The organism is Lacinutrix sp. MEBiC02404 (assembly GCF_053601575.1).
In genome coordinates this window covers 1-26,749 of sequence record NZ_JBSHNV010000146.1, presented here as the reverse complement: position 1 = coordinate 26,749, position 26,749 = coordinate 1, and the positions used below count along the sequence as shown (strand labels likewise).

The window sequence follows — 26,749 nt, the reverse complement described above, 5'->3', positions numbered from 1 at the left end:
AAGAATAAATACCAACACATGAATGTAAATATTTTATATTTGTTACAAACCTAATACTAAAAAATATGATTGTTCAAGATGTTATAAATTACCTTGAAGAATTTTCGCCTCTCGCTTATGCTGAAGATTTTGATAATGTTGGTCTACTAGTAGGAAACAAAAACACAAACTTAACAGGAGTTCTAGTAACACTAGACACTTTAGAAGAAGTTGTAGACGAAGCAATTCGTGAAAACTGTAATCTGATTGTGAGCTTTCATCCTATCATTTTTAAAGGCTTAAAAAAAATCACAGGAAAAACCTATGTAGAGCGTGTAGTTATTAAGGCTATAAAACACGATATTGCTATTTTTTCTATGCACACAGCCTTAGACAATGCATGGCAAGGTGTAAATAATATGATTTGCAACCAATTACAATTAAAGAATAGAAGTGTCTTAATTCCGCAATCGCAAACCATAAAAAAGCTAACCACTTTTGTTCCTAAAGAACAGGCCGAAAAAGTACGTAAAGCACTGTTTAGTGGAGGAGCAGGAAATATTGGTAACTATAGTAATTGTAGTTTTAACACCCAAGGATTTGGCACCTATAAAGGCAATGAGAATTCCAACCCAACTATTGGTAAAAAAGGGGAAACACATCAAGAAGAAGAAACACAAGTTTCGGTAACTTTTGCTAAACACTTACAAGCAGAAGTTTTAAAGGCACTTTTTAAAGCGCATCCATACGAAGAGGTAGCATATGAAATAGTTACGCTAGAAAATAACAACCAACATATAGGAATAGGAATGGTTGGCGAATTAGAAAATGCGATGACAGAAGCAGATTTTCTAAAGTATTTAAAAACTAAAATGCAAGCTACCTGTATAAGACACTCTAATTTACTTAACAAACCTATAAAAAAAGTAGCCGTTCTAGGTGGTTCGGGAAGTTTTGCTATTCCTGCTGCAAAAGCCTCAGGAGCTGATGTTTTAGTGACTTCGGATCTAAAATATCATGACTTCTTTTCTGCAGAAAGTAGCATTGTTTTAGCCGATATTGGACATTATGAGAGCGAACAGTACACAAAAAACGGTTTAGTAGCGCATCTTACAAAAAAAATTACTAATTTTGCAGTCGTTTTATCGAAGACAAACACCAATCCTGTTCAATATTTTTAAAGTATGGCAAAAAAGAAAGAAGTAACTGTAGAAGATCGCTTAAGAGCGTTGTATGATTTACAACTCATAGACTCTCGTATAGACGAAATAAGAAATGTACGTGGAGAACTTCCATTAGAAGTTCGCGATTTAGAAGATGAAGTTACTGGTTTAAAGACAAGGTTAGAAAAGCTTGAATTAAGTTTAGAAACTATCAACAATGACATTACCTCTAAAAAGAATTTAATTGAAGAAGCAAAATCTTTAATTAAAAAATATGCAGAGCAACAAAAAAATGTTAGAAATAATAGAGAGTTTAACTCCCTAACTAAAGAAGTTGAATTTCAAGAATTAGAAATTCAATTAGCAGATAAGCACATTAAAGAATTTAAAGTGCAAATTGAGCAAAAGAAAGAAGTAATTTCTGAAAACAAGGATCGTTTAAAAGCGCGTCAAACACATTTAAAGCACAAACAAGGTGAATTAAATGCCATTTTAGCAGAAACGGAAAAAGAAGAAAAAGCACTTATTAAAAAGTCAGATGATTATAAAGAATCTATCGAAGCTCGTTTAGTTGCTGCTTACACTAGAATTAGAGTAAACGTAAAGAACGGTTTAGCTGTTGTACCAATCGAAAGAGGTGCTGCTGGAGGTTCTTACTTTACCATTCCACCACAAGTACAAGTGGAAATTGCTGGTCGTAAAAAAATTATTACAGATGAGCATAGTGGACGTATTTTGGTTGATGCTGCTTTAGCGGAAGAACAAAAAGAAAAAATGGAGAAAATGTTTAAAAAACTATAATCCGTTTTCAAATTATATTTAAAAGCCTTTACTTTTTGTAAAGGTTTTTTTTATGCTTTTTTTTAAGGAATAGAACTTATATACGACTTAAGCATAAAACAAATACATTATGAAATTGCACAAAACCTTTTTATTATCCTTTCTTCTTATCGCTTTTTATAGCTGTAATAACACAGCACAAATAAATAAAGACCAACAAGCAATAATAAACGCAGCACCTATGGAAGTTGCATTAGAAAACGGAAAAGCAAAAGCATACTTCGCTAGTGGTTGTTTTTGGTGTGTTGAAGCTGTTTTCGAGAGCGTAAAAGGTGTAGACGAATCTATTTCTGGATATGCTGGCGGACATACTAAAAACCCAACCTACGAGGCAAGCAACACAGGAAGAACAGGTCATGCAGAAGCTGTAGAAATCATTTACGACCCAGAATTAGTATCTTTTAGCACTTTAGTAGATGTGTATTTTGCATCACAAGACCCAACTCAAGTAAATGGTCAAGGTCCAGATAAAGGAAGTCAATATCGTTCTATAATTTTTTATCAAAATGAGGTGCAAAAAGAAATCATCTTAAATAAAAAAGAAGCATTAGCCAAAGCCTTAGGCAAAACCATTGCTGCAGAAGTTTATCCTTTTCAAAAGTTTTGGATAGCCGAAGATTACCATCAAAATTACGAAAGATTACATCCTGAAAACAGATATATCCAAGGTGTTTCTATACCAAGACTAAGAAAATTTCAAGCTAAGATGCCAGAGGTTTTAAAAAGCAAGCATTAATATTTTTCAAACCTTTCCCGTTTTTAGAACTGGAAAGGTTTCTCTTCTTATAATTTAGTCGCTTTAATTTCAAAAATCAAAGGATATAATTTATCTTTTGTAACATACATTCCAGATTTTGTTTTTTCTAAACCTGGCAAAACATCATAAGGAGCTTCATCGTGTTCTTTTAAATATTCTATTTGCAATCCAGCTTCGGTTAAAGCATTTATCACTTCGCTTAAACCATGATTCCATCCATACTCTTTAGTCACCATTTTAGACTCTTGATTCGCATACGTGCCTTCGTATTCTTCATAAATAACTTCGTCTTGCATATAGCCATATTTCATAATAGGCTTCTCTTCTAAGTAATCAAACATCCAAACAATGGGATGAAATTCTACCATATAAAACGTTCCTCCTTTATTTAGTTTTTCAGCAATCATTTTCCCCCAAGGTTTTAAATCAGGCAACCAACCAATAACGCCGTAACTTGTAAAAACAATATCAAAAGTTTCCTTTACATATTCAGAAGTATCTAAAACATTACAGCAAACAAACTTAGCATCTAGCTGTAGTTCTTTATTTAACTCTTGTGCTAGAGCAATTCCGCCATCGCTTAAATCCACACCAACACAAGTTGCACCAAGTCTAGACCAACTTAATGTATCTTGTCCGAAATGGCACTGCAAATGCAAAAGAGACTTACTAGAAACATCTCCAAGCGCTTTCGTTTCATAGGACATCAAAGAAGATTTACCATCTTTAAAAGCTTGCATATTATACATATCGCTTTTAGAATGTACTTTTACTTTATCATTCCATGTCACTTTATTTGCCTTAAAATAATCTTGATTCTTATCCATAATACTAAATTGAATGCCTAAGATAAAACTTCTTATGCAATCTTCTATATCTTTGTAAAAAACTAGAAAAAATGAAAAACACATTCCTTATACTCTGCGCACTTATAATTTTCATTTCTTGTAAAAAGGAAGAAAATAAAGAAGTAATAAAAGAATTATCTGTAGCAGAAAAAATTGCAAATGCACACGGATTTGAAAACTGGGATACCGTTTCAGAAATAGCTTTCACTTTTAATGTAGATAAAGACAGTACGCATTTTGAAAGATCTTGGACCTGGAAGCCAAAAACAAATGATGTTCGTTTGATTAGCAATCTTGACACTATTCATTACAACAGAAAAGACGTGGATAGCATTTCTATTAAAGCAGATCAAGGTTTTATAAATGATAAATTCTGGCTGCTTGCACCTTTTCAATTAGTTTGGGATAGCGGCACAAGCATTTCGAAACCTACGCAAGAAAAAGCACCAATTAGCGAAACACTTTTAAATAAAATCACACTAGTATATTCTAATGAAGGTGGCTATACTCCTGGTGATGCTTATGATTTTTATTATGATGACAATTATATTATTAAAGAATGGATTTATAGAAAAGGGAATACTAAAGAGCCTTCCATGATTACTTCTTTTGAAAATCACAAAGATTTTAATGGTATTAAGATTGCCTTAAATCATATTAAAAAAGGAGAAAATTGGAACCTTAATTTCACTAATATTCAAGTAGATATAAATTAATTTTAAAATAAAACATCTAAAACAAATCTTCCACACGTATATATCATACCCTCCGCAATATTAGTATTGCGTCTATATATATAAATTGAAAAACGCCTTGTAAAAATTTTTACAAGGCGTTTTTTGTGTTTTATTTCGAGCTTCATTTCTAAATGAACAACTATTTTTTTTAGTGCATACTCGCTTCAATAGCTTCCGCCCCTTTTTTAATTATAGATATGTAATTCTCTATATTCTCAAGCTTAAACCTACTAGATGGACCAGAAACGCTAATACTAGCAATAACCTGGCGCTTTTTATTAAAAACAGGTATGGCGACACAAATAAGTCCTAATTCTAATTCCTCCATATCTAAGGCATATCCTTCCGCTCTTACTTTCTTTAACTCCTTAAGTAAAGTTTCCCGATCTGTGATAGTATTTGAAGTACATGCATCTAAAGAAACGGTTTGTAAGTAGTCTACTATTTTTTGTTCCGGTAAAAAAGCCAAAAGAACTTTTCCAATTGCGGTACAATATGCCTTTTGATAAGAACCTATTTGCGTGCTCACTTTAAGTCCTTGTGGACTTTCGGTTTTATTCAAATAAAGCACCTTATTTTTATCCAAAACCCCAAAATGCACAGTTTCCTTAATCTCTCTAGCAATGTTTTCTAATGGTGCTCTAGAATATTTTCGTAACGTTTTATGTATCGCTACTAAATTCCCCAATTCAAACAACTTTAGTCCTAAAAGATATTTATCGTTATCATTCTTTTGTAATACACCTAAGGATTCTAATGTGTTTAATAATCTATACGTGGTGCTTTTGTTATAGCCTTTTTTTATTGCTAGTTCCCGAACACCCCATTCTTGCTTATCCATAGTAAAAGCGTCCAACAACGTAAAAGCTTTTACCACAGACAAATTGAGATCCTTAACATCTTCATTCATAAACTCCTAACCATTTAAGTTCTATTAAAAAAAGTAACCGAATTCCTTTATTATCTTTTAGGAAATTCATTTCATTATTCAAAAATAATGTTTATTTTTGAAACAGTGTTTCATATAATGAAACGTTTTGATTATTTTTCAAATCCGAAAAGACTTTTTTTACTTTAAAAAATGAATAAAACCACTTTAAGTTACGCACAGCAACAAGACCAAAACGATCCTATTTCAAAATATAGAGATGCATTTCACATTCCTAAAGATAAGGATGGCAACGATTGGTTATATTTTACAGGGAATTCTTTAGGACTACAACCAAAAGCCACAAAAGAATACATCCAGCAAGAACTAGATGATTGGGCTAATTTTGGAGTAGAAGGACATTTTGAAGCAAAAAATCCTTGGATGCCATATCATGAGTTCTTAACCGAATCCATGGCAAAAGTGGTTGGCGCAAAACCAATTGAAGTAGTTATCATGAATACCCTAACTACCAACTTGCATTTGTTAATGGTAAGTTTTTACCAACCCACAAAAACAAAATATAAAATTGTAATCGAAAGTGATGCTTTCCCTAGTGATCGCTATGCGGTGCAAACACAGTTAGATTTTCATGGTTTTGATCCTAATGAAGGGATTATAGAATGGAAACCTAGAAAAGGGGAAGAACTTCTTAACATAAAAGATTTAGAAACGATTCTAGAAGAACAAGGAGACGAAATCGCATTATTACTTATTGGAGGCGTAAATTATTACACCGGGCAATATTTAGACCTTAAAAAAATAGCAGCATTGGGTCATGCAAAAAACTGTATGGTTGGTATTGATTTAGCACATGGCGCAGGAAACATACAACCAGAGTTACATGATTCTGGTGTAGACTTTGCCGCTTGGTGTACATACAAATATTTAAATTCTGGACCAGGAAGTTTAGGCGGATTGTTTGTCCACGAAAAACACGCACATAACAAAGATTTAAAACGATTTGCTGGTTGGTGGAGTCATAATAAAAAAACACGTTTTAATATGCGACAACCATTAGACGTGATTCCTGGTGCCGAAGGTTGGCAACTTAGCAATCCTCCAATTTTATCTATGGCAGCCATTAAAGCGTCTCTAGATATGTTTAATGAAGTAGGAATGGATGCCCTTCGGCTGAAGTCTGAAAAGCTAACCGGCTATTTCGAATACTTAATTAATGAATTAAATAACGACAAGATTAAAATAATCACACCAACCAACCCTAAAGAGCGTGGTTGTCAATTATCTATTCAAGTAAAAGATGCAGATAAAACTTTACATAAAAAATTAACCGAAGCACATATTATCACCGATTGGCGTGAGCCAGATGTAATACGTTGTGCTCCAATCCCATTATATAATACTTTTGAAGATGTGTATAGAATGGTGGACAAGTTAAAAGACTTCCTATAATAAATTTAAATGTCTTCTCGAGCGCAGTCGAGAGGTCTCAAATAGGTTTCGACTGCGCGCAACCAGACAAAGAAACTATGAATAGCAAAAAAGAAAACATACTAATTATTGGAGCTGGACTTTGTGGTTCCCTCCTAGCTTTACGTTTAGCACAACGCGGCTACACTGTAAACGTTTACGAAAGCAGACCCGACTTACGTACTACAGATATTTCTGCAGGACGTTCTATAAATTTAGCACTTTCCGATCGTGGTTTAAAAGCCATGCGATTAGCAGGAGTGGAAGATAAAGTAAAACCACTTTGCATTCCAATGTACGGAAGATTAGTGCATGACATAGAAGGAAACACCTTTCCATCAAACTACTCCGGAAGAGATAACGAATACATCAACTCCATTTCTAGAGGCGAATTAAACGGATTGCTTTTAACCGAAGCCGATTTATACGATAACCTTACCATTCATTTCAACAAAAAATGCAATGCAATTGATATCGAAAACAACGCTGCCAGTTTATACGATTATGAAACTAAAACAGAATTAGAAGTAAAAGGAGATGTTATTTTTGGTACCGACGGCGCAGGATCCTCATTAAGAAAAAGCTATTATTTAGAACGCAAATTCTTGTTTAGCTACTCACAAAACTACTTAACGCATGGTTATAAAGAGTTAGAGATTCCAGCTTCCGCGGAAGGAAAACATCTTATCAGTAAAGATTATTTACACATTTGGCCAAGAGGTGATTATATGTTAATTGCACTTCCTAATTTAGACGGAAGCTTTACCGTAACACTCTTTTTAAGTTACGAAGAAGGAACATACAATTTCAATAATCTGACTACCGAAGAAAACATAAAAGAATTCTTTACTACACAATTTCCGGATGCATTAGCATTAATCCCGAATATAGCAGAAGAATTTTCTAACAATCCAACAGGCGCTTTAGGAACCGTAAAATGTTCGCCGTGGCATTACCAAAATAAAAACGTTTTATTAGGAGATGCAGCACATGCTATTGTTCCTTTTTACGGACAAGGAATGAACGCGTCCTTTGAAGATGTAACCGTTTTTGATGCTATTTTAGAACAACATGAAGGCGATTGGGAAACCATTTTTAAAGTGTACGAAAAAACTAGAAAAGCAGATACGGATGCCATTGCAGATTTAGCTATCGATAATTATTACGAAATGCGCGACCACGTTGCCAATCCTATTTTTAAGGAAAAACGAGCGATTGAAATGGCTTTAGAAAAAGAATTTCCAAACGATTATTTTTCAAAATATTCTATGGTAACTTTTAAAGAAGATATTGCGTATCACACCGCTATGACCAAAGGAAGAGCACAAGACAAAGCAATTCTAAACTTATTGGTCAATAAAGAAATAAATACCAACGAAGATTTAAAGACTATCTTTAAAAAAGTACAACAAGAAACTGATGCTATTCTGAAAGATGATAGAATTGCTGGATTGAAATAGTTAGCAGTTAGCAGTTAGCAGTTAGCAAGAATGAAAAAACTTGGGCCGAACAAGAACATAAGAAAAGTAAAAGTCCCAAAACCATTCACAGAATTGAGCGTCAAGGCGAAGAATAGATGTAGAAAAGCTCCGAAAACAGGAGTGCAGCCTTTTTAGGCTGGACGACGCGGAGTTTTCAAATCGGTTTCAGTTTGAAAAACTGAAAATTCCTTGGCTTGACTGTGATTTTTTGGTTCGTTTTGCATCCAGGCAAAATGAACGTAAGAAAAATAAAACTAACTTTAAAAAGATTCCTGCCTTAACAGGAATGACAAAAATATTATGAGTAAAAAAGATGAGATTCCTGCTTCCGCAGGAACGAAGGTAACACCAAGAGGCGCATATCCGCACGTTAAACAAGTAGGCGATTTCATTTTCGTTTCCGGAACCAGTTCGCGTAGAGCAGACAATAGCATTGCAGGAGTAGATATTATTGACGAAATGGGAACCAAACGATTAAACGCTGAAGTACAAACACGCGAAGTTTTAAAAAACATAGATACTAACTTAAAAAAAGTTGGAGCAAGTTTAAAAGACGTAGTTGACGTGACTTCTTTTTTAGTAAATATGAATGATTTTGCTGGTTATAATAAAGCCTACGCAGAGTTTTTCGAAAAAGAAACAGGACCAACCAGAACAACCGTTGCTGTGCATCAATTACCGCATCCAGATTTGGTGGTAGAGATTAAGGTGATGGCGTATGTTGGAAATTAATTTATAAATCTATTGTCTCCTCGAGCGCAGTCGAGAGGTTACTTAAATAGGTCTCGACTGCGCTCGACCAGACAAAAACATGAACATCAAAAACTACATAAACGGAAACTTCCACAATCCAATACAAGATCATTGGATAGACAACTATAATCCTAGTAATGGAGAAGTGTACGGACAAATACCAAACTCTTCCAAAGAAGATGTAGAGAACGCATATATCGCAGCAAAATCAGCTTTTCCTAGTTGGTCACAAACTTCTATAGAAGCACGTAGCAGAATATTAATAAAGATTTCAGAATTACTAGAAGCGAACTTACAGCGTTTTGCAGAAGCAGAAAGTAAAGACAACGGAAAACCTATCACCTTAGCAAAAGCCGTAGATATACCAAGAGCAGCAAGTAATTTTAGATTCTTCGGAAATGCAATTACACAATTCGCAAGTGAAAGTCATGAAAGCATCGGACAAGCAATAAATTACACACTTCGTCAACCAATTGGGGTTGTCGGTTGTATTTCCCCATGGAACCTACCTCTCTATTTATTTACATGGAAAATAGCTCCAGCAATTGCAGCAGGAAATTGCGTAGTTGCCAAACCAAGTGAAGTCACGCCAATGACCGCGTATTTACTAGGCGAAATTTGCAACGAAGCTGGTCTCCCAAAAGGCGTTTTAAATATTGTTCACGGACTTGGCGGTTCTACAGGACAAGCCATTATAGAACACGAAGACATAAAAGCAATTAGCTTTACAGGAGGAACCGCAACAGGAGCACATATTGCAAAAATAGCAGCTCCAATGTTTAAAAAATTATCATTAGAGCTTGGCGGAAAAAACCCAAATATCATTTTTGCAGATTGTAATTATGAAGATATGCTAGATACAACCGTGCGTTCGTCTTTTGCAAATCAAGGTCAAATTTGTTTATGCGGAAGTAGAATCTTTGTAGAAGCTTCTATTTATGAGAAATTCAAAAAAGATTTTGTCAAAAAAATAAAGGCTTTAAAAGTCGGTCATCCATCGGAAGCAGAAACAAATATCGGAGCTTTAGTTTCGAAAGCCCATTTAGAAAAAGTAAAAGAATACATAGAAATTGCAAAAACAGAAAATGGAAAAGTGCTTTGTGGCGGAAAAGAAGTGACTGTAAAAGGTTATGAAAACGGCTACTACTTAGAACCAACCGTTATTGAAGTCCCAACCGATGAATGCCGCGTGAATCAAGAAGAAATTTTTGGACCTGTAGTTACCATTATGCCATTTCATACCGAAGATGAAGTATTAATCATGGCAAATAAAGTGAAGTATGGACTATCTGCTACACTTTGGACGAACAACTTAAAACGCACCATGAAAATGAGTAACCAATTACAAGCCGGAATAGTTTGGGTTAACACATGGATGATGCGTGATTTACGAACCCCTTTTGGTGGTGTAAAAGCATCTGGCGTTGGTCGTGAAGGCGGTTTTGAAGCTTTACGCTTTTTCACTGAAGCTAAGAATGTTTGTATAAAATATTAAATTCCTGCGCATGCAGGAATCTCATAAATTGAAACGAAATTATTAATAATACGTAATTCTGAGTTTATTTCAGAATCACATTAAACAGATTCCTGCCTTCGCAGGAAGTTATTATGAATCTAGACTTAAACAACAAATACGCATTAGTTTGCGGAAGCACAGCAGGAATAGGAAAAGCAACAGCAATGGCTTTAGCAGAAGAAGGCGTACAAGTAACCCTTATTGCTAGAAACGAAGAGAAGTTAAAAGCAACGCTAGCCGAATTACCGCAACATAGAAATCACGATTACATTGTAGCCGATTTTTCTAACCCGAAGGAACTAAAAGAAAAAGTAACAGCCTATATAAATGAAAATCATGGTTTTCATGTATTGGTAAATAATACAGGCGGTCCAAAAGGCGGACCTGTATTTTCAGCAGACTTAGAAGAATTTGAAAGTGCTTTTACACAGCATTTAAAATGCAATCATGTGTTGGCGCAAGCGGTGGTTCCGTTTATGAAAAGTGAAGGTTATGGCAGAATTATAAATGTCATTTCTACTTCGGTAAAACAACCTTTAGACGGACTTGGTGTAAGTAATACCATTCGTGGAGCAGTTGCTAATTGGAGTAAAACCTTAGCGAATGAGCTTGGACAGTTTGGAATTACGGTAAACAATGTATTACCAGGCGCAACAGGAACCGATCGTTTGGCAGAAATTATTAAAAACAAATCTGCTAAATCTGGCAACACAGAAGAAGAATCTGCAAATGCGATGAAAAGTGCTGTACCCGCAAAACGTTTTGCAAAGCCTGAAGAATTAGCCGATGCGATTACTTTTTTAGCAAGTGCACGTGCTGCATATATTAACGGAATTAATCTTCCAGTAGATGGCGGAAGAACGAAGTCGTTATAATTCTTTATTTCGTTTTTTATCACTAATTTTATTGCATGGCTGAATCTGCGTTAAGGATAGAAAGGTTTGTTTGAGCTCCTCGCAGAGAGCGAGCCTTGAAAGCCTGACTTTTGTGATCCTGCAAGGCGAAGTACCAATCTTATTTTGGTATCTAAAACCTGATAGGTATGCGCAAAAGTAACGCCCAAATAAAAAAACAAGACAATATAGATTTCTGCCTTCGTAGGAATAGCAAAAATATAATACTATGAGTAAATTAGTTTCGCCTTTAAATTTTAAAGCTTGGATAGAAGAAAACAGACATCTTTTAAAACCACCAGTTGGCAATAAATGTGTGTGGAAAGATGGCGATTTTATCGTGATGGTTGTTGGTGGACCAAATAATAGAAAGGATTATCATTATAACGAAACCCCTGAGTTTTTCTACCAATTGGAAGGCGATATGGTTTTAAAAATAATGGATGGAGACACGCCAAAAGACGTACATATTAATGAAGGTGACATCTACTTGTTACCCCCAAAAGTACCGCATTCTCCGCAAAGAGGTGCCAATACTGTTGGTTTGGTAATTGAATATCCACGTTCTAAAAAAATGAAGGATGCACTAATATGGTATTGCGAAAATTGTAATGAAAAACTATATAAGAAAAAATTTAAACTGGACAATATTGAAACAGATATGCCAATAATTTTTGATAAATTTTACAGTAATGAAGAAAAACGTACCTGTAAAAAATGTAGTACAGTAATGCAACCACCGAGTAAAATAAAATAGATTAAACAAAAACCAACCAGTCATTGCAAGCCTTTTGGCTTGGCAATCTGTTTAATAAGACAGAAGACATTAATAAGATTCCTGCCTTCGCAGGAAAGACAAAATGGAAAAACGTAAACTTAGAATTAACGGTCACTCACACTTACTTCCATATCCTGAAGAAATCCCTCAGTTTATGCAAGACAAAGAGATTTTTTGGGTAGATAAAGATCGAAAATTCATGCTTCAAAAAGATTGGAATCGTCCAATTACGGATTCTAGTTTCTTTTTAGATGAAAAGCTAGCTTGGATGGAGCGTTTTAAAATTGACCATGCGGTTGTTTTAAACTTATCGCAATTATATGGAAATGGATTGCGTGTGGAAGAAATGAAGCAAGCGTTAAAATTTCAGAATGATTTTAATGCCAAAGTACAGCGTGAAAACCCTAGTAAATTTACTTGTGGTTTTGTGGTACACCCTGGTTTTGTTCGTGGTGCCTGTTGGGAAATTGAACGTTGTGTAGAAGAATTAGGTTTACGTTTATTATGTTTACCAACGCATTATATGGATACTATTGGTACTTGGCGTTGTATTTTTGATGAAGAAAACGAGCCTATTTTTGAATTGGCAAACAAGTATAATTTAGCGGTAGAAATTCACCCTTATGATGGAGAAAAATTTATAAAACTAGAAAACACTTCTTGGCGTTTTCACTTGATATGGATGCTTGCACAATGTGCAGATGCATATCATTTTTTAACCTTAAATGGCTATCAAGATAAGTATCCAAATATGCGTACTTGTTTTGCACATGGCGGACAATTAGCGCAAATAAATTTAGGACGACGTATTCAAGGTTTTGATGGAAGACCTGATTTATTTGAAGGTAAAAGTCACCCAAGAAAAGCGGTTGGACATAAAAATATCTTTTTTGACACTTTGGTTCATGATACTGGAGGATTAGATTTATTATTAAAAAACCAAGGATCTAAACAGGTAATCATGGGATTAGATGATCCGTATCCTTTAGGAGAAATGGAAAGTGAAAAACAAAGTTCTTATCCGGGTAAAATTTTAGATTTAGCTATCGAGAGAAACATTATTACAGAAACCGAGCGTGACGATATTTGGGAAAATAATGTGATACAATGGCTATGTGGTGATGATCAAGATGCTAAAGATAAATTAGTAAAACGTATTTTAGGGTAATTTGAAATATTAACTAGAAAAGCTAAATCATTACATGAAATATAAAATTTTGATTCATTTAATTTATGGATTAATCTATATAATTTTAATAAGTTGTGGCAATAAATCTGAAGCAAAAACGAATAATTCGACAGCAACAGAAATAGAATCAAAAGGTGAAGATAAAAACCAACTGTTGCTAGTTGAATCCAGTGAAAATCGTGAAATTGAAGTATTTCTTGAAAATAATGCAGAATTTATAATCGTTGGAAAACCCACAGTTATATATTTTAAAAGAAAGATGTTATATAAAGCTTTAAATAAAGTGGTTGTTAAGCATGTTAAAATAGATTTAATGGAGGATTTCAAGGTACATATGCATGATGCAAATTTATCACTAACAGCAACAGAAGAAAATTTAGAATCTGGATTTATAGAAATTGAAATAACGGAAAAAATTAAAAACGAGGAGGATTTGATTCATAAATTCAATTTTCCAGTTAAAAAACAGGACTCGACTACGCAGGACTAGGCAGCAAACAACGCTACAACACACAACGAAACATCAATGCACTTTTTACCAGAAAAATTAGACGATTACGTAGTTGCACATTCACAAGAAGAGCCCGAATTACTGCAACAACTTACACGCGAAACGTATCAAAAAATATTACAACCTATTATGCTTAGTGGTCCGTATCAAGGGCGCGTATTGAGTATGCTCTCTAAACTAATTCGTCCGAAATCTATTTTAGAACTCGGTACTTTTACCGGTTACGCTACTTTATGTTTAGCGGAAGGTTTACAACAAGAAGGAGAGATTGACACGATTGATGTCAATGAAGAGTTGTTAGATTTTCAACGAAAATACTTTGATAAGTCTGGTTATGGTTCACAAATACAGCAACATTTAGGAAGTGCTATAGACATACTTCCAACCTTAGACAAAACCTATGATTTAGTTTTTATTGATGCCGACAAACCAAATTACAGCAACTACTTTCACTTAATCATTGACAAGTTAAATCCGGGAGGAATCATACTCTCTGATAACGTATTATGGCACGGAAAAGTGATTGAACCTCTAAATGAAAAAGATGTTTCCACCAAAGCTGTTTTAGACTTTAATACACTTCTTAGAAACGATGATAGAATTGAAACGGTATTGCTACCAATACGTGATGGATTAACGATTAGCAGAAAAAAATAAGCATTATTGTAAATCGTTTACAGGAACTCTTTGGCTAATGTTTTTTATAATAGTTTGAAAGAATTCATAGTCATCATACGGTTTTATAATAATATCATTAAACCCATTGGAGAATACTTGTTCTTTAACTTCTTCAATATTAGATGCTGTAAGCGCAACTATTGGTATTTCTTTATCAAACTGCCTAATAGCCTTGGTAGCTTGAAATCCATCCATTACAGGCATATTTAAATCCATAAGAATTAAGTCATAATCTTTTTCTTTAACGGCTTCTAATGCTAAAAGTCCGTTTTCTACCACATCACTAATAAAGTTCTCTTTTTTAAGAATGTTTTGCGTTACTATTTGATTAATCTTATTGTCTTCAACAATTAAAATTCTTCTTCCTTTATTTTCTAATAATCTTTCTTTAAACGATTTTTTATCTTCTTTTGCTTTGGCTTCTTTATCTATTTTAAACGTAATATTAAAAGCAAATTTAGAACCTAGTCCTTCATCACTTATTAACTCTATTTCACTTCCAAATAAATCTACTAAGTTTTTCGCAATAGATAGCCCTAAACCTGTTCCTTGATAATTTTCATTATGATTTCTTTCTAATTGAGAAAAATTATCAAAAATTATTTTTTGTTGCTCCTTTGGAATCCCTGGACCATCATCAATAATTTCAAATCGTATGTTAACTAAGTCTTTATTTTTCTTCAATAGGACTAGTTTAAGCCATACATTTCCTTTGTTTGTAAACTTTAGACTGTTTCCTAATAGATTAAGAATAACTTGGCTTAGACGTATATTATCTGCAAAAATATATTGTGGTATTTTATTATCGTATTCTAGATATAACTTGTTCGCTGTTTCTTCTAATTGATATTCGAAAGAATCGGTTATATTAATAACCATTTTCTTTAGGTTTAAAGAATTGTTTTGTAGTTCTATTTTCTTAGATTCAATTTTACCTACCTGAAGTACATCGTTAATTAGATTTAAAAGATAATCACCAGAGTATTTTAACGATTTTAAATATTTTTGATCTTGGTTATTTAAGTTGTTATCTTTTAATAATAAAGAGGTTAAACCAACAACACCATATAAAGGTGTTCGTAATTCATGGCTTACATTAGAAATAAAACCAGACTTTAATATCGATATTTTTTCTGCGGCGTTTTTCGCGATTTCTAATTCCTTATTTCTTATTTGAAGCGTAGTACTTAATTTTCTTTTGGATAAGTAATTTATAAACAATGCTACTAAACTAATTACTAAAAACGCTAGGGCGACAACAAAAATGGTATTTGCTTTTTGGGTTTTCTCCGTTTCTTTAACTAGTACATCTTTTTCTTTATTAGCTTCATTTGCATTACGTTTATAATCTTCTACATTAAACTTTGTTTTTGCTAGTTTAGATTGCTTAATTTTTTCTTCATTGATAACTTTCTCTCTATACGTATTGTGTTTTAATAGTGCTGCATAGGCTCTTTCGTTTTTATTTAAGCTTGCTAAAGAGGTAGCATATTCTTTATAAATATTTGAAATTAATAAATTTCTTTCGTTATTGGTTTCGTCTAATTTTTTTAAAATAATTAAAGCATTATCAAAATTCACAATCGCGTTATATAGCGCTTCTTTTTGTGTATAATACTTACCAAACATGAATGCCATTTGACTTCTCTTTATTGGCGAAATATCTATGGAGTCTTGAATTTTTTTAGCCCTTAACATTAGAGTAAAAGCTTTATCAGGTTGTTTATAATCTAAATGTATAGCACTAATACTTAATAGCGTATTTGAAATTATATGTAATTTTTCTTTTCTATTTTCTTTGACAATAACATCTATTTCTTCAGCAGCATTTAGTGCTTTTCGAAAGTAAAGCATGGCTTCATCCTTTTTAAGATAGCCTAGGGAATAAACCTCTCCAATATTTAAATATGCACTTGCTAATAAGTATTTTTCATTAATATTTGATGCTGCATCTAATGCTTTTAAATACGATTTCTCTGCATCTATATTTTCATTCAAATCTTTATAAATATTACCTAAAGTAATATTTGCAACTGCTTTTCCATAATTATCATCAATAGAATTTGATAGTTTTATTGCGGCATTAAAATAGTCAATGGATTGCATGATTTTGTGATTATCGTACAAGTCAACACCAATAGTATTTAAGCTATCTATTTTAGTAATAATTGCTCTTTCATTCTGGCTGAACAAATTGCTTAGCACTAAAAAGAAGAAAAATAGATGTAGGTGACTTTTCAATTATAGTTAATTTCGGTTATCAAATATATATAAACGAATAGCAAACGCCAAAGAAAATATCGGTAAAATAACACTAAAATCAGATTATCTGCACAAAATAACGACTTACACTATATGTTGCCATATAATTTCATTTTATTTTTGATACGCTTAACTGCTTTACAAACACTATTACTGAACTACATATATAGTTAAATGTGTTTGAAAAATAATAGTATAAAAAATGGTCCTGCTATAATAGGAGGACCATTTTTTATGCACCATGCGACCGTCTACATTTTACTGCACCGCTTGTAACGCATCAATATTACCATAACCGAAACTACTGTTTTTGTTAGGATAAAACTCAGCCGATTGTTTTAATTTATTTAGCACTTGGGTTTTAGACCAAGTTGGGTGTTTTGCCCAAACTAAAGCTGCAATACCTGCAGTAGTTGCTGTTGCCACAGATGATCCGCCTGTATACCGTCTATCTCCATTATAAAAGCCTAAAACTGGAGGCGCTTTACTGGTATTATTATCGCCTTCCATAATGATCGTAAAATCAATCTTACTTCCACTATGGCACACTTCGCATCTATCATAATTGGATCCATCATCTACTCCTGTTACCGCAACTGTTTCACTCATAGTTGCTGGAAAAATAACGCCATAACCATTTGTAAAACTGGTTGAAGTCCCTCCTGCTGCAAAGATTAATTTCCCTTTGCTATTTGCATACCTTACCGCATCTTTAATATTACCAATAGACCATAAATAACCAATAGACATCGAGATTATTTTTACATCACTTCTATTTCCTAATGCTGTTAATGCTGCAGAAACCCCTTTACGTTCGTGATAATCATTTAATAGCACATCTTCTGTCGCTCTATACGCTACTAAATTAGCATTGTAAGCGACACCAACAGGCATGCCGTTATCATTACGAGGTGCTGCCATGGTAGACGCCATCGCTGTACCATGTCCACATTTATCATGAGGCCCATCATAGTTACTGGACCACCACCAATTAGAGTCGATAAAGGTTCCATATTTTTGCACAAAACGTCCGTTAGAATATCCATCATTAATTCCTGACGAGTTTAATAGTGGTTGTGATGCAGAAACACCGGTATCTATTAAACCTATAGTAACACCTGATCCTGTACTATAATTCCAAGCTTGTGGAATATTATGTTTTTGAAAATGCCATGAAACTTGCGCATTATTTGGGCTTATTGTTGTGTAATGTGCTGGATTAATATAATCGCCATTTTTATCACAGCCAGAACTGGAACGTGCGTTATTTACAATCTCGTAGTGATTATAGCCATTTGGCTCTAGATACCGAACACCTTCACTTTTAAAAAGTTGTTGGATGGTTTCTAAGCTTTCTACTTTTACATCTACCACATTGATGATATCATGTTCTATAACCGTTTCTCTGCTTTTAGAATACCCTTCGTAATCTTCTACTGTTTGTAAAACATTAGCTAAAGCGGACTTTAAACCCTCTGTTTTCACTTCTGCAAAACTTTCGCCTTCTTCTCCATACCCAATAGTTAAAATATTATCTCCTCGAACTACTGCACTCCAAAGCGTGTGCGCATCTACATCTTTCCAATCAAAAGTTCCTGTAGCGGTTAAGCTTTCATTAATTATTGCATTTAATTCTGAAATAGTTAATGGTTCTTTTTGTTCTTCAACACTTATACTTTCTTCTGGATTCTCTAAATAATCTTCGTTTTGACAAGTATTAAAAAGAGTAAAGGCTACCAAAAGTATGGATAGCTTAAGTAATGGTTTTTTCATTTTTATATGGTTTAAGGTTAGTTCTTAAATATATGAATTATTCTTAAAAAAACCCGAACACGAATAATGAATTAACAAATAAACCGCATTATTTATATTAAATTTACATATTTAAACTTGTAATACGGAAGTTTAATAATCGTTCTGAATTGCGTTAGCGGTAGAAATGGCATCCTTTTTTTGCTGCTATATATGGCAAAAAAAGATACAATGAATGACGCGACCCTTGTGGTAACGCCCAAATAATGAATCTATAATTTACGACGCACAGAACCCGTAAAATCCTCAAGATCGTCTTTTACTTTTTTAAGTTCGTCATCTACATCTTTAGTGATAGAAGTGTCTATACCGTGTTTATCTGCACTTTTGGTAATCTCATGTTTAATGTCATTGGTTGCGTCTTTAAGTGTGCGCATTCCTTTACCTAAACCTCTAGCTATCTCGGGTATTTTGTCTGCACCAAATACCATAACCACCACAAATAGTATTAAGACTATTTCTGGGCTGCTTATAAATAAAAATGTTGTTTTTAAAATCACAGTACAAATATAGTGAGTTGTTTAATACAAATAAAAAAAGCCGACTAATAAAAGTCGGCTTTGTTAATAATATTTTTTTAAATTAGTTTTTAACTTCTTTTTTAAAGCTATCAAACTTGCTTTCTGACACCTCTCTTGGCCAAGAATTATTAGAAGTATCTACATCTGCAGTTTCTAAATTTGGATCTACTTTAATAGATACAATTTCTTTTTCTGAAGCTATAGCTTTGCTAACTTCTTTATCATTTAATCTCCAAATTTGCGCTGGATATGTAATGGTTTCTGATGTCCCATCTGCATACGTGTACTCAGCAATAATAGGCATTACTAGTCCGCCTGGCTTATCGAAAGTTACTTTATAAAAGAATTTTGGTTCTTTTATTTTAGCTCTTTCTTCCGGCGTAAAATTATCCATTACATATTCACTTAATGTTGTGGAGTTCTCTAAAGCTGACTTTCCTTTTAAAGTCTCATTAAAATCTTCACTTCCTTCTTCTACAAAGAATACTAAAGGTGGTAAATCACTTAATTTCATACCACGTTGTTCTGCAATTTTCTTAATTTCTGCATTTGGCTCATTAGACACATAGTATTTCTTCACTTCTTTCACTCCGATATCTACATAATCTGTTGTGTAAAACCATCCTCTCCAGTACCAATCTAAATCGAATGCAGAAGCATCTTCCATGGTTCTAAAGAAATCTTCTGGTGTTGGGTGTTTAAACATCCAACGGTTTGCATATTCTCTAAATGCATAATCAAATAACTCAGGCCCCATTACTGTTTCTCTTAATATATTAAGAGCAGTTCCTGGTTTACCATAAGCGTTATTACCAAATTGGTACGTGTTTAATCCTTTGGTCATGATTGGAGCAATAAAATCTTGATCTCCTCCCATATAGTTTACAATTTTAGCTGCTGGACCACGACGCGAAGGATATGCTGTTTGTCCTTCTGACAATGCTGCAGGATACCATTTACCAAAATCTTGTTCTGCTACGTATTGTACAAAAGTGTTTAAACCTTCGTCCATCCATGTCCATTGTCTTTCATCACTATTTACAATCATTGGAAAGAAGTTATGACCAACTTCATGAATGATTACGCTCATCATTCCAAATTTTGTTCTATCGCTATAGTTACCTTCTGCATCTGGACGACCATAGTTCCAGCAAATCATTGGGTATTCCATACCTTGTTGTTTTGCATGAACAGATATTGCTTTGTGGTACGGGTAATCGAAAGTCATACGAGAATACGACTTTAATGTACTTGCAACAGCTTTGGTAGACCAATCTTCCCATAAAGGGTTTCCTTCTTTTCCATACATAGAAACAGCCATAACATCTCTGTTTCCAATCTTAACACTCATCATGTCCCAGATATATCTTCTAGACGTTGCAAAACCAAAGTCACGTACATTTTCTGCGTACAGTTTCCAGGTATTTGTTTTGGATGATTTTGTTTTTAATTTTTCAATTACTTCGTCTTGCGTAACGATTACAACAGGTTCGTCATACGACTTCTTTGCTTGGTCATAACGCTTCATCATTTCTTTAGAATATACTTCTTTTCTATTGGTAAGTTTTCCTGTACCATCTAAAATATGATCTGCAGGAACGGTAATGTTTACTTCGAAGTTTCCGAAAGGTAAAGCAAATTCATCTCTTCCCCAGAACTGTGAGTTTTGCCATCCTTCTACATCATTGTAAACTGCCATTCTTGGATAGAATTGCGCCATTACATATGCTCTATTATCATCTTCTGAAAAATACTCATAACCAGATCTTCCTCTTCCGTTTACGTGATCATTAATATTATACCACCATTTTATAGCGAATGAGAATTTTTGTCCCGTTGCTAATGGCGTTGGTAATTCAACACGCATCATGGTACGATTTATCATGTGTTGTAAAGCACGACCATTTGTATCTTTTACTTCTTGAATATTAAAACCTCCATCAAAACCTTCGGATAAATACTTGCTAGCAAAGGCTCCTGGTGTTTCAGCTGGCTGTGAAGCATCATCACTAATTAAAGGTGTTTTAGAGTCTTTAGCTCTCATATTTTGGTCTAACTGTACCCAAAGATATTTTAAAGTATCTGGCGAATTGTTAGTATACGTTATAGTTTCGAAACCAGAAAGCTTAGCATTAGTATCATCTAATACCAAATCCATTTTATAATCTGCTTGTTGTTGGTAATACGCTGCACCTGGAGCTCCAGAGGCTGTTCGATACATATTTGGAGTAGCAAATTCATCATAGAGTTGCTTAAACTTATTGCTATTGGTGTGTCCTTGTTCTCTTTCTGTTGTTTCTCCTTCTTGTGCAAACGCACCAGCTGTTAGAAATATAACGGAAAGGAATACATACTTTAATTTATTCATTGGATAAAATTTGGTTAGAAAATGATGCGTAAATTAGTGAAACTTTAAAAATATTAACCTTTTTTTAATTAAAGTTTAACACGTCTGTATCTTTTCCTTTTCTTAATAGTAAGCTTTTATTTTTACCATTAATATTTGTTCGAATTATATTCTCTTGTTCTTCAAATAAATCCATTAAAACTTTATTGGTTATTTCAAAACTCTTAATCTCTTTAACACCTTCTATTTCAAGGTAAACAAAAATAATTTCATCTTCATATTCCTTACCTAAATAATGAAAAGGTATAAGTTCTCCATTAATTTCTATTTGTATTTTTTCCTTTAGATATCGCTCGATATACATATCTATGGTAGACAATTCATTTTCTATATCTAATGTGATTTCTGAATCGTAACGTTCCCGAAGTAGTCTTTCAAAATCGTCAATAAAAATTCTAGAAATTATTTGTACCGATTCTTTTTCTTTTACGTATTCTACTTTTGTAACACTTACATAGTACTTATGTACCGTTGTAAATGCAAGTGCTGGTATAATTAAAAGTAGTAAGGCAAATTTTAAGTGCTTCATATTTATTTTCCGTTAACCGGAATTGTTTTTTTTTATTAAACGTAAAAGTAATTATTTTTTAGATGAATTGCATTTCAAAAAGCATTCCAAAGCAACTTAATCTTCTTTGTTATTTAAAATTGCTTTATATGCTATTAATTTATCTTTCAAAAAAACCAATATTTCTAAATCGCTTTTGTTTTTGCATATTTTAGTAAAATCGGGGTCATCGGAAACAAAATAAAAGTAATCCATGATTTTATCTTCGTGTAATGGGTTTTCTTCAAATAAATCTTTAGAAAATTTAGTTTTCACGCGATACATAAAGACTTCAATTTCATCTAATCTTACTCTATTTTTCAGTTTTTTTGTTCTACCACTTATGGCATTTAAAATGGGATTTAACGCAATAAAACCACCTCCTGAGGTTGCTTCATTCAGTAATCTTTCGTTATGGGTTTTTAGTGGCCCTTGATAACTTGGAATACCAATACTTAAGGAAGTAATTGGTTTTCCTTCCACAGCATTTAGATCTGTCATTAAATCTCCTGTTAACATTTTACCTATTACCACTTCGTCTAGTTCGTTGACCTGCTCTTCTAATGTTATGGTTATTTTTTTAGACAAAATATGTTCTATACTAACAATCAAAGTTTCTAATTTATTTTGAATAGAAGAAACCACCAAAGTATCGTTTAGTTTTGCCGGAATAACAAATTTTCCTTTGGCATTTGTAATGGTGAACTTTTGCGAAGTTTTATTAATGACATGAATGTTTTCCACATCATCCCCACTTTTTACTTCTCCTAGAATATCTACGGTTTGTGTCCAAGATATTTGAAAACAAGCCAAGCAAATCAGCAAGAAAATTATACCCTTAATCTTCCCCATTTATTTTTTTTAGAAACAACTTACTTTGTGTAAGTAAAAATTCAAGTAATACTACTTCATTTTCTTTTTTAAGTAAGGTATAATCTAACGGACTTGCTTCCACAAAAGCGTGAAAAGCTTCGGTTTGATTTATAGGTATATTGAAATTCTCACTAATAAAGGCTGCGGAATAGATATCGGCCAAATCCAAAACTTCCTTCGTATCTTTATCTCTTTCTTTAAGTTCCTGATAGGTAAGTTTCTTTTTCTTTTTAAATGTCACGCCAAATAACTTCAGCATTTCTACCGGATCAAAACCATTATAAAGCTGTCCTTTTTTCACTAAGACATTATCTACTTTATTCATTCTAATATCCTCAAATTCTAATTTATCCATGTTTCCAATATCTATAGGAATTGGTTTAAAATATTCGGCATTTTCAACATCTACTAATAATTCGCCAGTTAAATTATGCGTAAGAATTACGACCTCATCTAACGTATTTACTTCTTCATTTACCAAAATGGTAAGCGCTCTACTTTTAATTATTTCGTCATTAATAATTACGGTTACTTTTTTAAAAGTCAGTGCCGAAATTTTTAGAACATCTTTTAGCTTTACTTCCATAGTAAAGGTTCCATTTATATCTGTAATGGTTCCTTTTTTTGAAGTACTATTATAAATAGTAATGTTTTCTAAATCAGATGCTTCCGAAACTATTTTACCCTGGATTTCTATACTTTGTGACCAAGAGAATTGCACACAAAAAAGACTTATCACTAGCAATAAAAAATATGTAGTTTTCAAGTTGTTAGTTTTTAATAGCTTAAAGAACGTATTTCAAATCTTAAAGAAAATGAAAAGACTATATAAACTTTTGTTAAAAGCAATCGGGAAGAAGAAGGTTTTATCTCTTTAATACTATGCCGTTCAAAATTACTACTAGGAAAATTAGCAGGTTTTAAAAAACAAATTAAGAGGAATATGCTTAGTTTTTGATTTCTTCGGACGCTAAAAACAACTTACTTTGTTGCACTAAATATTCTATAAGTTCCACGTCTTTACCTGCATCTAAAAGCGTTATGTCTGAATTATTATTTTCAGCAAAAACAATAAAAGATTCTACTCTATCTTTTGGAATACCAAAATTTGCATTTATAAAATCTTGTCTATGCTTCATCCTTAAATCATCAAAATTTGAAAACGTTGCTGGATCTTTTTTAAGATTACGTTGCGTTTTTAATCTTGGTTTAATTAACCAATTTGTGATTTTAACAAAATCGACACCATTATAAAACTGATCTTTTTTAAGTATCATATTTTCCACTTCGAGATATTGAGGCTCTGTATATTTAAATTGCTCTTCATTTTCTACATTGGTATAAATGGCATCTAAATCTAAATCAAAAGTTCTTAGTTTGGTTAAATCTGAAGTTAAGTTCCCTGAAAGTCCGAATGGCAAAATAACAACTTCGTCCAAATCATTTACACGCTCCACTAAAAAAGCGGTAAGCTCTTTAGAAGCCATAATATCTGGAGTAATCGTTACTAGAAAGGTTTTAAATCGTAAACCAGAAATTTCTAAATGATCCTCTAAAGCAACATCTATTATAAATCCTCCATTAACATCCGTTAATGTACGATCATTTGCTGTTTTATTATAAATCACTAAATTTTCTACCTCATTCGTTTCAAAAATAACTTTCCCTTGGATGGACACTCTTTCTGAGGTTTGGCCAAATGCGTAAGAAATAGAAAATAAAAAAGTGAAGCATAGTAATAGGTGTTTCATAATATTGGGTTTTTTAGATTAAGAAAACGACTACAACCTTATAGAGGAAGCAAAAGTCGATTTAATTTTTGTTCAAAGTCTTTATTACTTAAATTTACAACAAATTAATTACATTAAAAAGAGATTTTCAACTATATAAAGTAAACATGAAAAACATAATTATAGCCAGTACTTCTACCATACATGAAAGTGATTATTTAGAATATCTTTTAGAAGAACTAGCAGTCTTTTTTAGAAACGCATCTACTATCTTATTTATTCCTTATGCAAGACCAAGTGGGATTTCGCATGACGAGTATACTAAAAAAGTAAGCGAAGCCTTTTCTAAAATCAACAAACAGGTCATTGGAATTCACACTTTTGAAAACCCAACCGAAGCTATAGAAAATGCGGAAGCTATTTTTGTTGGTGGTGGAAACACTTTTGTATTAGTTAGTCAACTATACAGAAATAAGCTACTTACAGTTATTAAAGAAGCTGTAGAAAAAGGTACACCATATTTAGGAACAAGTGCAGGAAGTAATATTTGTGGTTTAACGATGCATACCACCAACGATATGCCAATAATGCAACCTCCAAGTTTTAAAACTATTGGTTTAGTACCTTTTAATATCAATCCGCATTATTTAGATCCAGACCCAAACTCTACACATAAAGGAGAAACCCGAGAAACTAGAATTAAAGAGTTTCATGCGTATAACTCACAACCAGTTGTTGGCTTAAGAGAAGGAAGTTGGTTAGAAGTAATAGGAAATACGATTACATTAAAAGGAAAATTATCTGCAAGAATTTTTGAACACAACCAAACCCCTTATGAGGTGGAAACAAATACAGATCTTAGTCTTTTAAAATAAAAAAAATATCCAATAAAATAAGGCTTTGTGAGCGAGAGACCAAGCTTACTTCGGCTACGCGCTACATAAACTTCTCACCTTAAATCTTCCATACCACCAATTTTATAAAACAAAAAAGCCTTATAAGTTAAGATAAGGCTTTGTGAGCGAGAGACCAGGTTTACTTCGGCTACGCACTGCATAAACTTCTCACCTTAAATCTTCCATACTTTCAACTCTATAAAACAAAAAAGCTCCATCGTTAGATGAAGCTTTGTGAGCGAGAGACCAGGTTCGAACTGGCGACATTCAGCTTGGAAGGCTGACGCTCTACCAACTGAGCTACTCTCGCATTCGGATGGCAAAATTAACTATTTTTATCATATAACAAAGCTTTTTCAAAAAAAATATTATGTTTTTTATCGGGAATAAATAACCTTTCGTCGGTGTAATATTGTTTTAAGCCTGTGAATCATGTAAATAGGCATTTATAAAGTACTTTTGTTATCTGAATAAAAAAGTCCATAAAATGAAAAATGTCCTATTACTATTTGCTTTCCTACTTTCTTCTAGTATGTTTTCCCAAGTTAAAATTGGAGACAATCCTAGCGCGATAGACAATAATTCTATTTTAGAATTAGAAAGCACAGAAAAAGTCTTCGTGGTTACCAGAATAACGAGTGCGCAAATGAATGCAATTACTCCTATAAATGGAGCAATCATTTATAATACAGAAGAAGATTGCTTATACCAATACAATAATTCTTCTTGGACAAGCTTGTGCGTTGATGTAATGGCAAATGAGACAATAACTGCATTGATAGACAATAATGATGGCTCTATAAGTTATACAAACGAAGAAGGAACCATTACAACAATTATTAAATCGGCATTTATAGACAATGGAGATGGAACTTTTACATTTGATAATGGAAATGGTGCACCACTAACATTAGACGTCTCTACATTGGAAACGATTACTTCCCTTTTAGATAATGCAGATGGGACTTTCACTTATACTTCTGAAAACGGGACAGTAACAACCATTGATACAAATAGCGCCGAAACATTAACTACAATATTATTAAACGCCGACAACACCAATATCAATTATACAGACGAAGATGGCGTTACTACACAATTAGATTTATCTGCAATCATAGCAAACCTGGAAGCTTTAACAACATTGGTGGATAATAATGACGGAACATTAACTTACACCGATGAAGATGGAAACCCAACTATTTTAGATGTTGCTAAC

Annotated in this window: 24 protein-coding genes, 1 tRNA gene and 1 pseudogene; 15 read left to right on the top strand and 11 right to left on the bottom strand. The window is 33.2% G+C overall.

The genetic code is table 11. The features are described from left to right. Positions 1–65 precede the first annotated feature (65 nt). From ACVCXO_RS05455 to msrA, 3 genes are all read left to right on the top strand, one after another. Complete coding sequence (locus tag ACVCXO_RS05455) at positions 66–1,160, top strand: Nif3-like dinuclear metal center hexameric protein (RefSeq protein WP_452228586.1); 1,095 nt, start codon at positions 66–68, stop codon at positions 1,158–1,160. A gap of 3 nt (positions 1,161–1,163) precedes the next feature. After that, positions 1,164–1,943, top strand: coding sequence for a zinc ribbon domain-containing protein (locus ACVCXO_RS05450; protein ID WP_452228585.1), 780 nt, complete (start codon positions 1,164–1,166; stop codon positions 1,941–1,943). A 109-nt stretch (positions 1,944–2,052) separates the two neighbouring features. Then, a complete protein-coding gene (gene msrA / locus ACVCXO_RS05445; RefSeq protein ID WP_452228584.1) occupies positions 2,053–2,718 on the top strand; it encodes a peptide-methionine (S)-S-oxide reductase MsrA in 666 nt (221 codons plus the stop codon). 47 nt (positions 2,719–2,765) lie between these two features. Here msrA and ACVCXO_RS05440 read toward each other — a convergent pair whose 3' ends face one another. After that, the gene (locus tag ACVCXO_RS05440; protein ID WP_452228583.1) at positions 2,766–3,566 is read right to left on the bottom strand and encodes a class I SAM-dependent methyltransferase; all 801 of its coding nucleotides are present in this window, start codon (positions 3,564–3,566) and stop codon (positions 2,766–2,768) included. Between the two features lie 71 nt (positions 3,567–3,637). Here ACVCXO_RS05440 and ACVCXO_RS05435 point away from each other — a divergent pair, with 71 nt between their 5' ends. Continuing rightward, positions 3,638–4,303: a hypothetical protein gene (locus tag ACVCXO_RS05435; protein WP_452228582.1), complete on the top strand. Its 666-nt coding sequence runs from the start codon at positions 3,638–3,640 to the stop codon at positions 4,301–4,303. A 169-nt stretch (positions 4,304–4,472) separates the two neighbouring features. Here the strand turns inward: ACVCXO_RS05435 and ACVCXO_RS05430 are convergent, their stop codons facing one another. After that, positions 4,473–5,234 (bottom strand): IclR family transcriptional regulator, encoded by a 762-nt coding sequence (locus tag ACVCXO_RS05430; protein ID WP_452228581.1) that lies wholly within the window; start codon positions 5,232–5,234, stop codon positions 4,473–4,475. Between the two features lie 171 nt (positions 5,235–5,405). Between ACVCXO_RS05430 and kynU the strand changes: the two genes are divergently transcribed. The 9 genes from kynU (at position 5,406) to ACVCXO_RS05385 (ending at position 14,461) form a co-directional block, all read left to right on the top strand. Then, a complete protein-coding gene (kynU, locus tag ACVCXO_RS05425) occupies positions 5,406–6,665 on the top strand; it encodes a kynureninase (RefSeq protein ID WP_452228580.1) in 1,260 nt (419 codons plus the stop codon). A 77-nt stretch (positions 6,666–6,742) separates the two neighbouring features. Then, on the top strand, positions 6,743–8,143 hold the full coding sequence (locus tag ACVCXO_RS05420) for an FAD-dependent oxidoreductase (RefSeq protein ID WP_452228579.1): 1,401 nt from the start codon (positions 6,743–6,745) through the stop codon (positions 8,141–8,143). A 321-nt stretch (positions 8,144–8,464) separates the two neighbouring features. Continuing rightward, positions 8,465–8,896 carry a RidA family protein gene (locus ACVCXO_RS05415; protein WP_452228578.1) on the top strand — a complete coding sequence of 144 codons (432 nt, stop codon included), beginning with the start codon at positions 8,465–8,467 and terminating at the stop codon, positions 8,894–8,896. A gap of 79 nt (positions 8,897–8,975) precedes the next feature. Then, positions 8,976–10,412, top strand: coding sequence for an aldehyde dehydrogenase (locus tag ACVCXO_RS05410; protein ID WP_452228577.1), 1,437 nt, complete (start codon positions 8,976–8,978; stop codon positions 10,410–10,412). 113 nt (positions 10,413–10,525) lie between these two features. Then, complete coding sequence (locus ACVCXO_RS05405) at positions 10,526–11,308, top strand: SDR family oxidoreductase (protein WP_452228576.1); 783 nt, start codon at positions 10,526–10,528, stop codon at positions 11,306–11,308. Between the two features lie 247 nt (positions 11,309–11,555). Next, entirely contained in the window at positions 11,556–12,083 is a 528-nt protein-coding gene (locus ACVCXO_RS05400; protein WP_452228575.1) for a 3-hydroxyanthranilate 3,4-dioxygenase, read from the top strand. 103 nt (positions 12,084–12,186) lie between these two features. Then, positions 12,187–13,272, top strand: a complete 1,086-nt coding sequence (locus tag ACVCXO_RS05395) for an amidohydrolase family protein (RefSeq protein ID WP_055442963.1) — start codon at positions 12,187–12,189, stop codon at positions 13,270–13,272. Positions 13,273–13,306: 34 nt separating this feature from the next. Next, positions 13,307–13,783, top strand: a complete 477-nt coding sequence (locus tag ACVCXO_RS05390; protein ID WP_452228574.1) for a hypothetical protein — start codon at positions 13,307–13,309, stop codon at positions 13,781–13,783. Between the two features lie 36 nt (positions 13,784–13,819). Continuing rightward, positions 13,820–14,461 carry an O-methyltransferase gene (locus tag ACVCXO_RS05385; protein WP_452228573.1) on the top strand — a complete coding sequence of 214 codons (642 nt, stop codon included), beginning with the start codon at positions 13,820–13,822 and terminating at the stop codon, positions 14,459–14,461. A gap of 3 nt (positions 14,462–14,464) precedes the next feature. Here ACVCXO_RS05385 and ACVCXO_RS05380 read toward each other — a convergent pair whose 3' ends face one another. The 8 genes from ACVCXO_RS05380 to ACVCXO_RS05345 all read right to left on the bottom strand — a co-directional run bounded on the left by ACVCXO_RS05380 (position 14,465) and on the right by ACVCXO_RS05345 (position 24,655). Continuing rightward, on the bottom strand, positions 14,465–16,723 hold the full coding sequence (locus tag ACVCXO_RS05380) for a response regulator (RefSeq protein WP_452228572.1): 2,259 nt from the start codon (positions 16,721–16,723) through the stop codon (positions 14,465–14,467). Positions 16,724–17,002: 279 nt separating this feature from the next. Continuing rightward, on the bottom strand, positions 17,003–18,517 hold the full coding sequence (locus ACVCXO_RS05375; RefSeq protein WP_452228571.1) for a S8 family peptidase: 1,515 nt from the start codon (positions 18,515–18,517) through the stop codon (positions 17,003–17,005). Positions 18,518–18,768: 251 nt separating this feature from the next. Beyond that, a complete protein-coding gene (locus ACVCXO_RS05370) occupies positions 18,769–19,056 on the bottom strand; it encodes a Sec-independent protein translocase subunit TatA/TatB (RefSeq protein ID WP_452228570.1) in 288 nt (95 codons plus the stop codon). Between the two features lie 82 nt (positions 19,057–19,138). Further along, on the bottom strand, positions 19,139–21,445 hold the full coding sequence (locus tag ACVCXO_RS05365) for a M1 family metallopeptidase (RefSeq protein ID WP_452228569.1): 2,307 nt from the start codon (positions 21,443–21,445) through the stop codon (positions 19,139–19,141). A 64-nt stretch (positions 21,446–21,509) separates the two neighbouring features. Next, complete coding sequence (locus ACVCXO_RS05360; RefSeq protein ID WP_452228568.1) at positions 21,510–22,013, bottom strand: DUF6702 family protein; 504 nt, start codon at positions 22,011–22,013, stop codon at positions 21,510–21,512. A 96-nt stretch (positions 22,014–22,109) separates the two neighbouring features. Next, positions 22,110–22,883 carry a carboxypeptidase-like regulatory domain-containing protein gene (locus ACVCXO_RS05355; RefSeq protein WP_452228567.1) on the bottom strand — a complete coding sequence of 258 codons (774 nt, stop codon included), beginning with the start codon at positions 22,881–22,883 and terminating at the stop codon, positions 22,110–22,112. Then, entirely contained in the window at positions 22,870–23,670 is an 801-nt protein-coding gene (locus ACVCXO_RS05350) for a carboxypeptidase-like regulatory domain-containing protein (protein WP_452228566.1), read from the bottom strand. Before ACVCXO_RS05350 ends, ACVCXO_RS05355 begins: the two co-directional genes overlap by 14 nt. A 181-nt stretch (positions 23,671–23,851) precedes the next feature. Further along, positions 23,852–24,655 carry a hypothetical protein gene (locus tag ACVCXO_RS05345; protein ID WP_452228565.1) on the bottom strand — a complete coding sequence of 268 codons (804 nt, stop codon included), beginning with the start codon at positions 24,653–24,655 and terminating at the stop codon, positions 23,852–23,854. A 146-nt stretch (positions 24,656–24,801) separates the two neighbouring features. Here ACVCXO_RS05345 and pepE point away from each other — a divergent pair, with 146 nt between their 5' ends. Beyond that, the gene (gene pepE, locus ACVCXO_RS05340; RefSeq protein WP_452228564.1) at positions 24,802–25,509 is read left to right on the top strand and encodes a dipeptidase PepE; all 708 of its coding nucleotides are present in this window, start codon (positions 24,802–24,804) and stop codon (positions 25,507–25,509) included. Positions 25,510–25,767: 258 nt separating this feature from the next. On the opposite strand, the gene ACVCXO_RS05335 is transcribed toward pepE, so the two are convergent. Further along, positions 25,768–25,840 (bottom strand) — tRNA-Gly (locus ACVCXO_RS05335). Between the two features lie 177 nt (positions 25,841–26,017). On the opposite strand from ACVCXO_RS05335, the pseudogene ACVCXO_RS05330 reads away from it, so the two are divergent. Continuing rightward, positions 26,018–26,749, top strand: a pseudogene (locus tag ACVCXO_RS05330) (hypothetical protein); the annotation flags it as partial.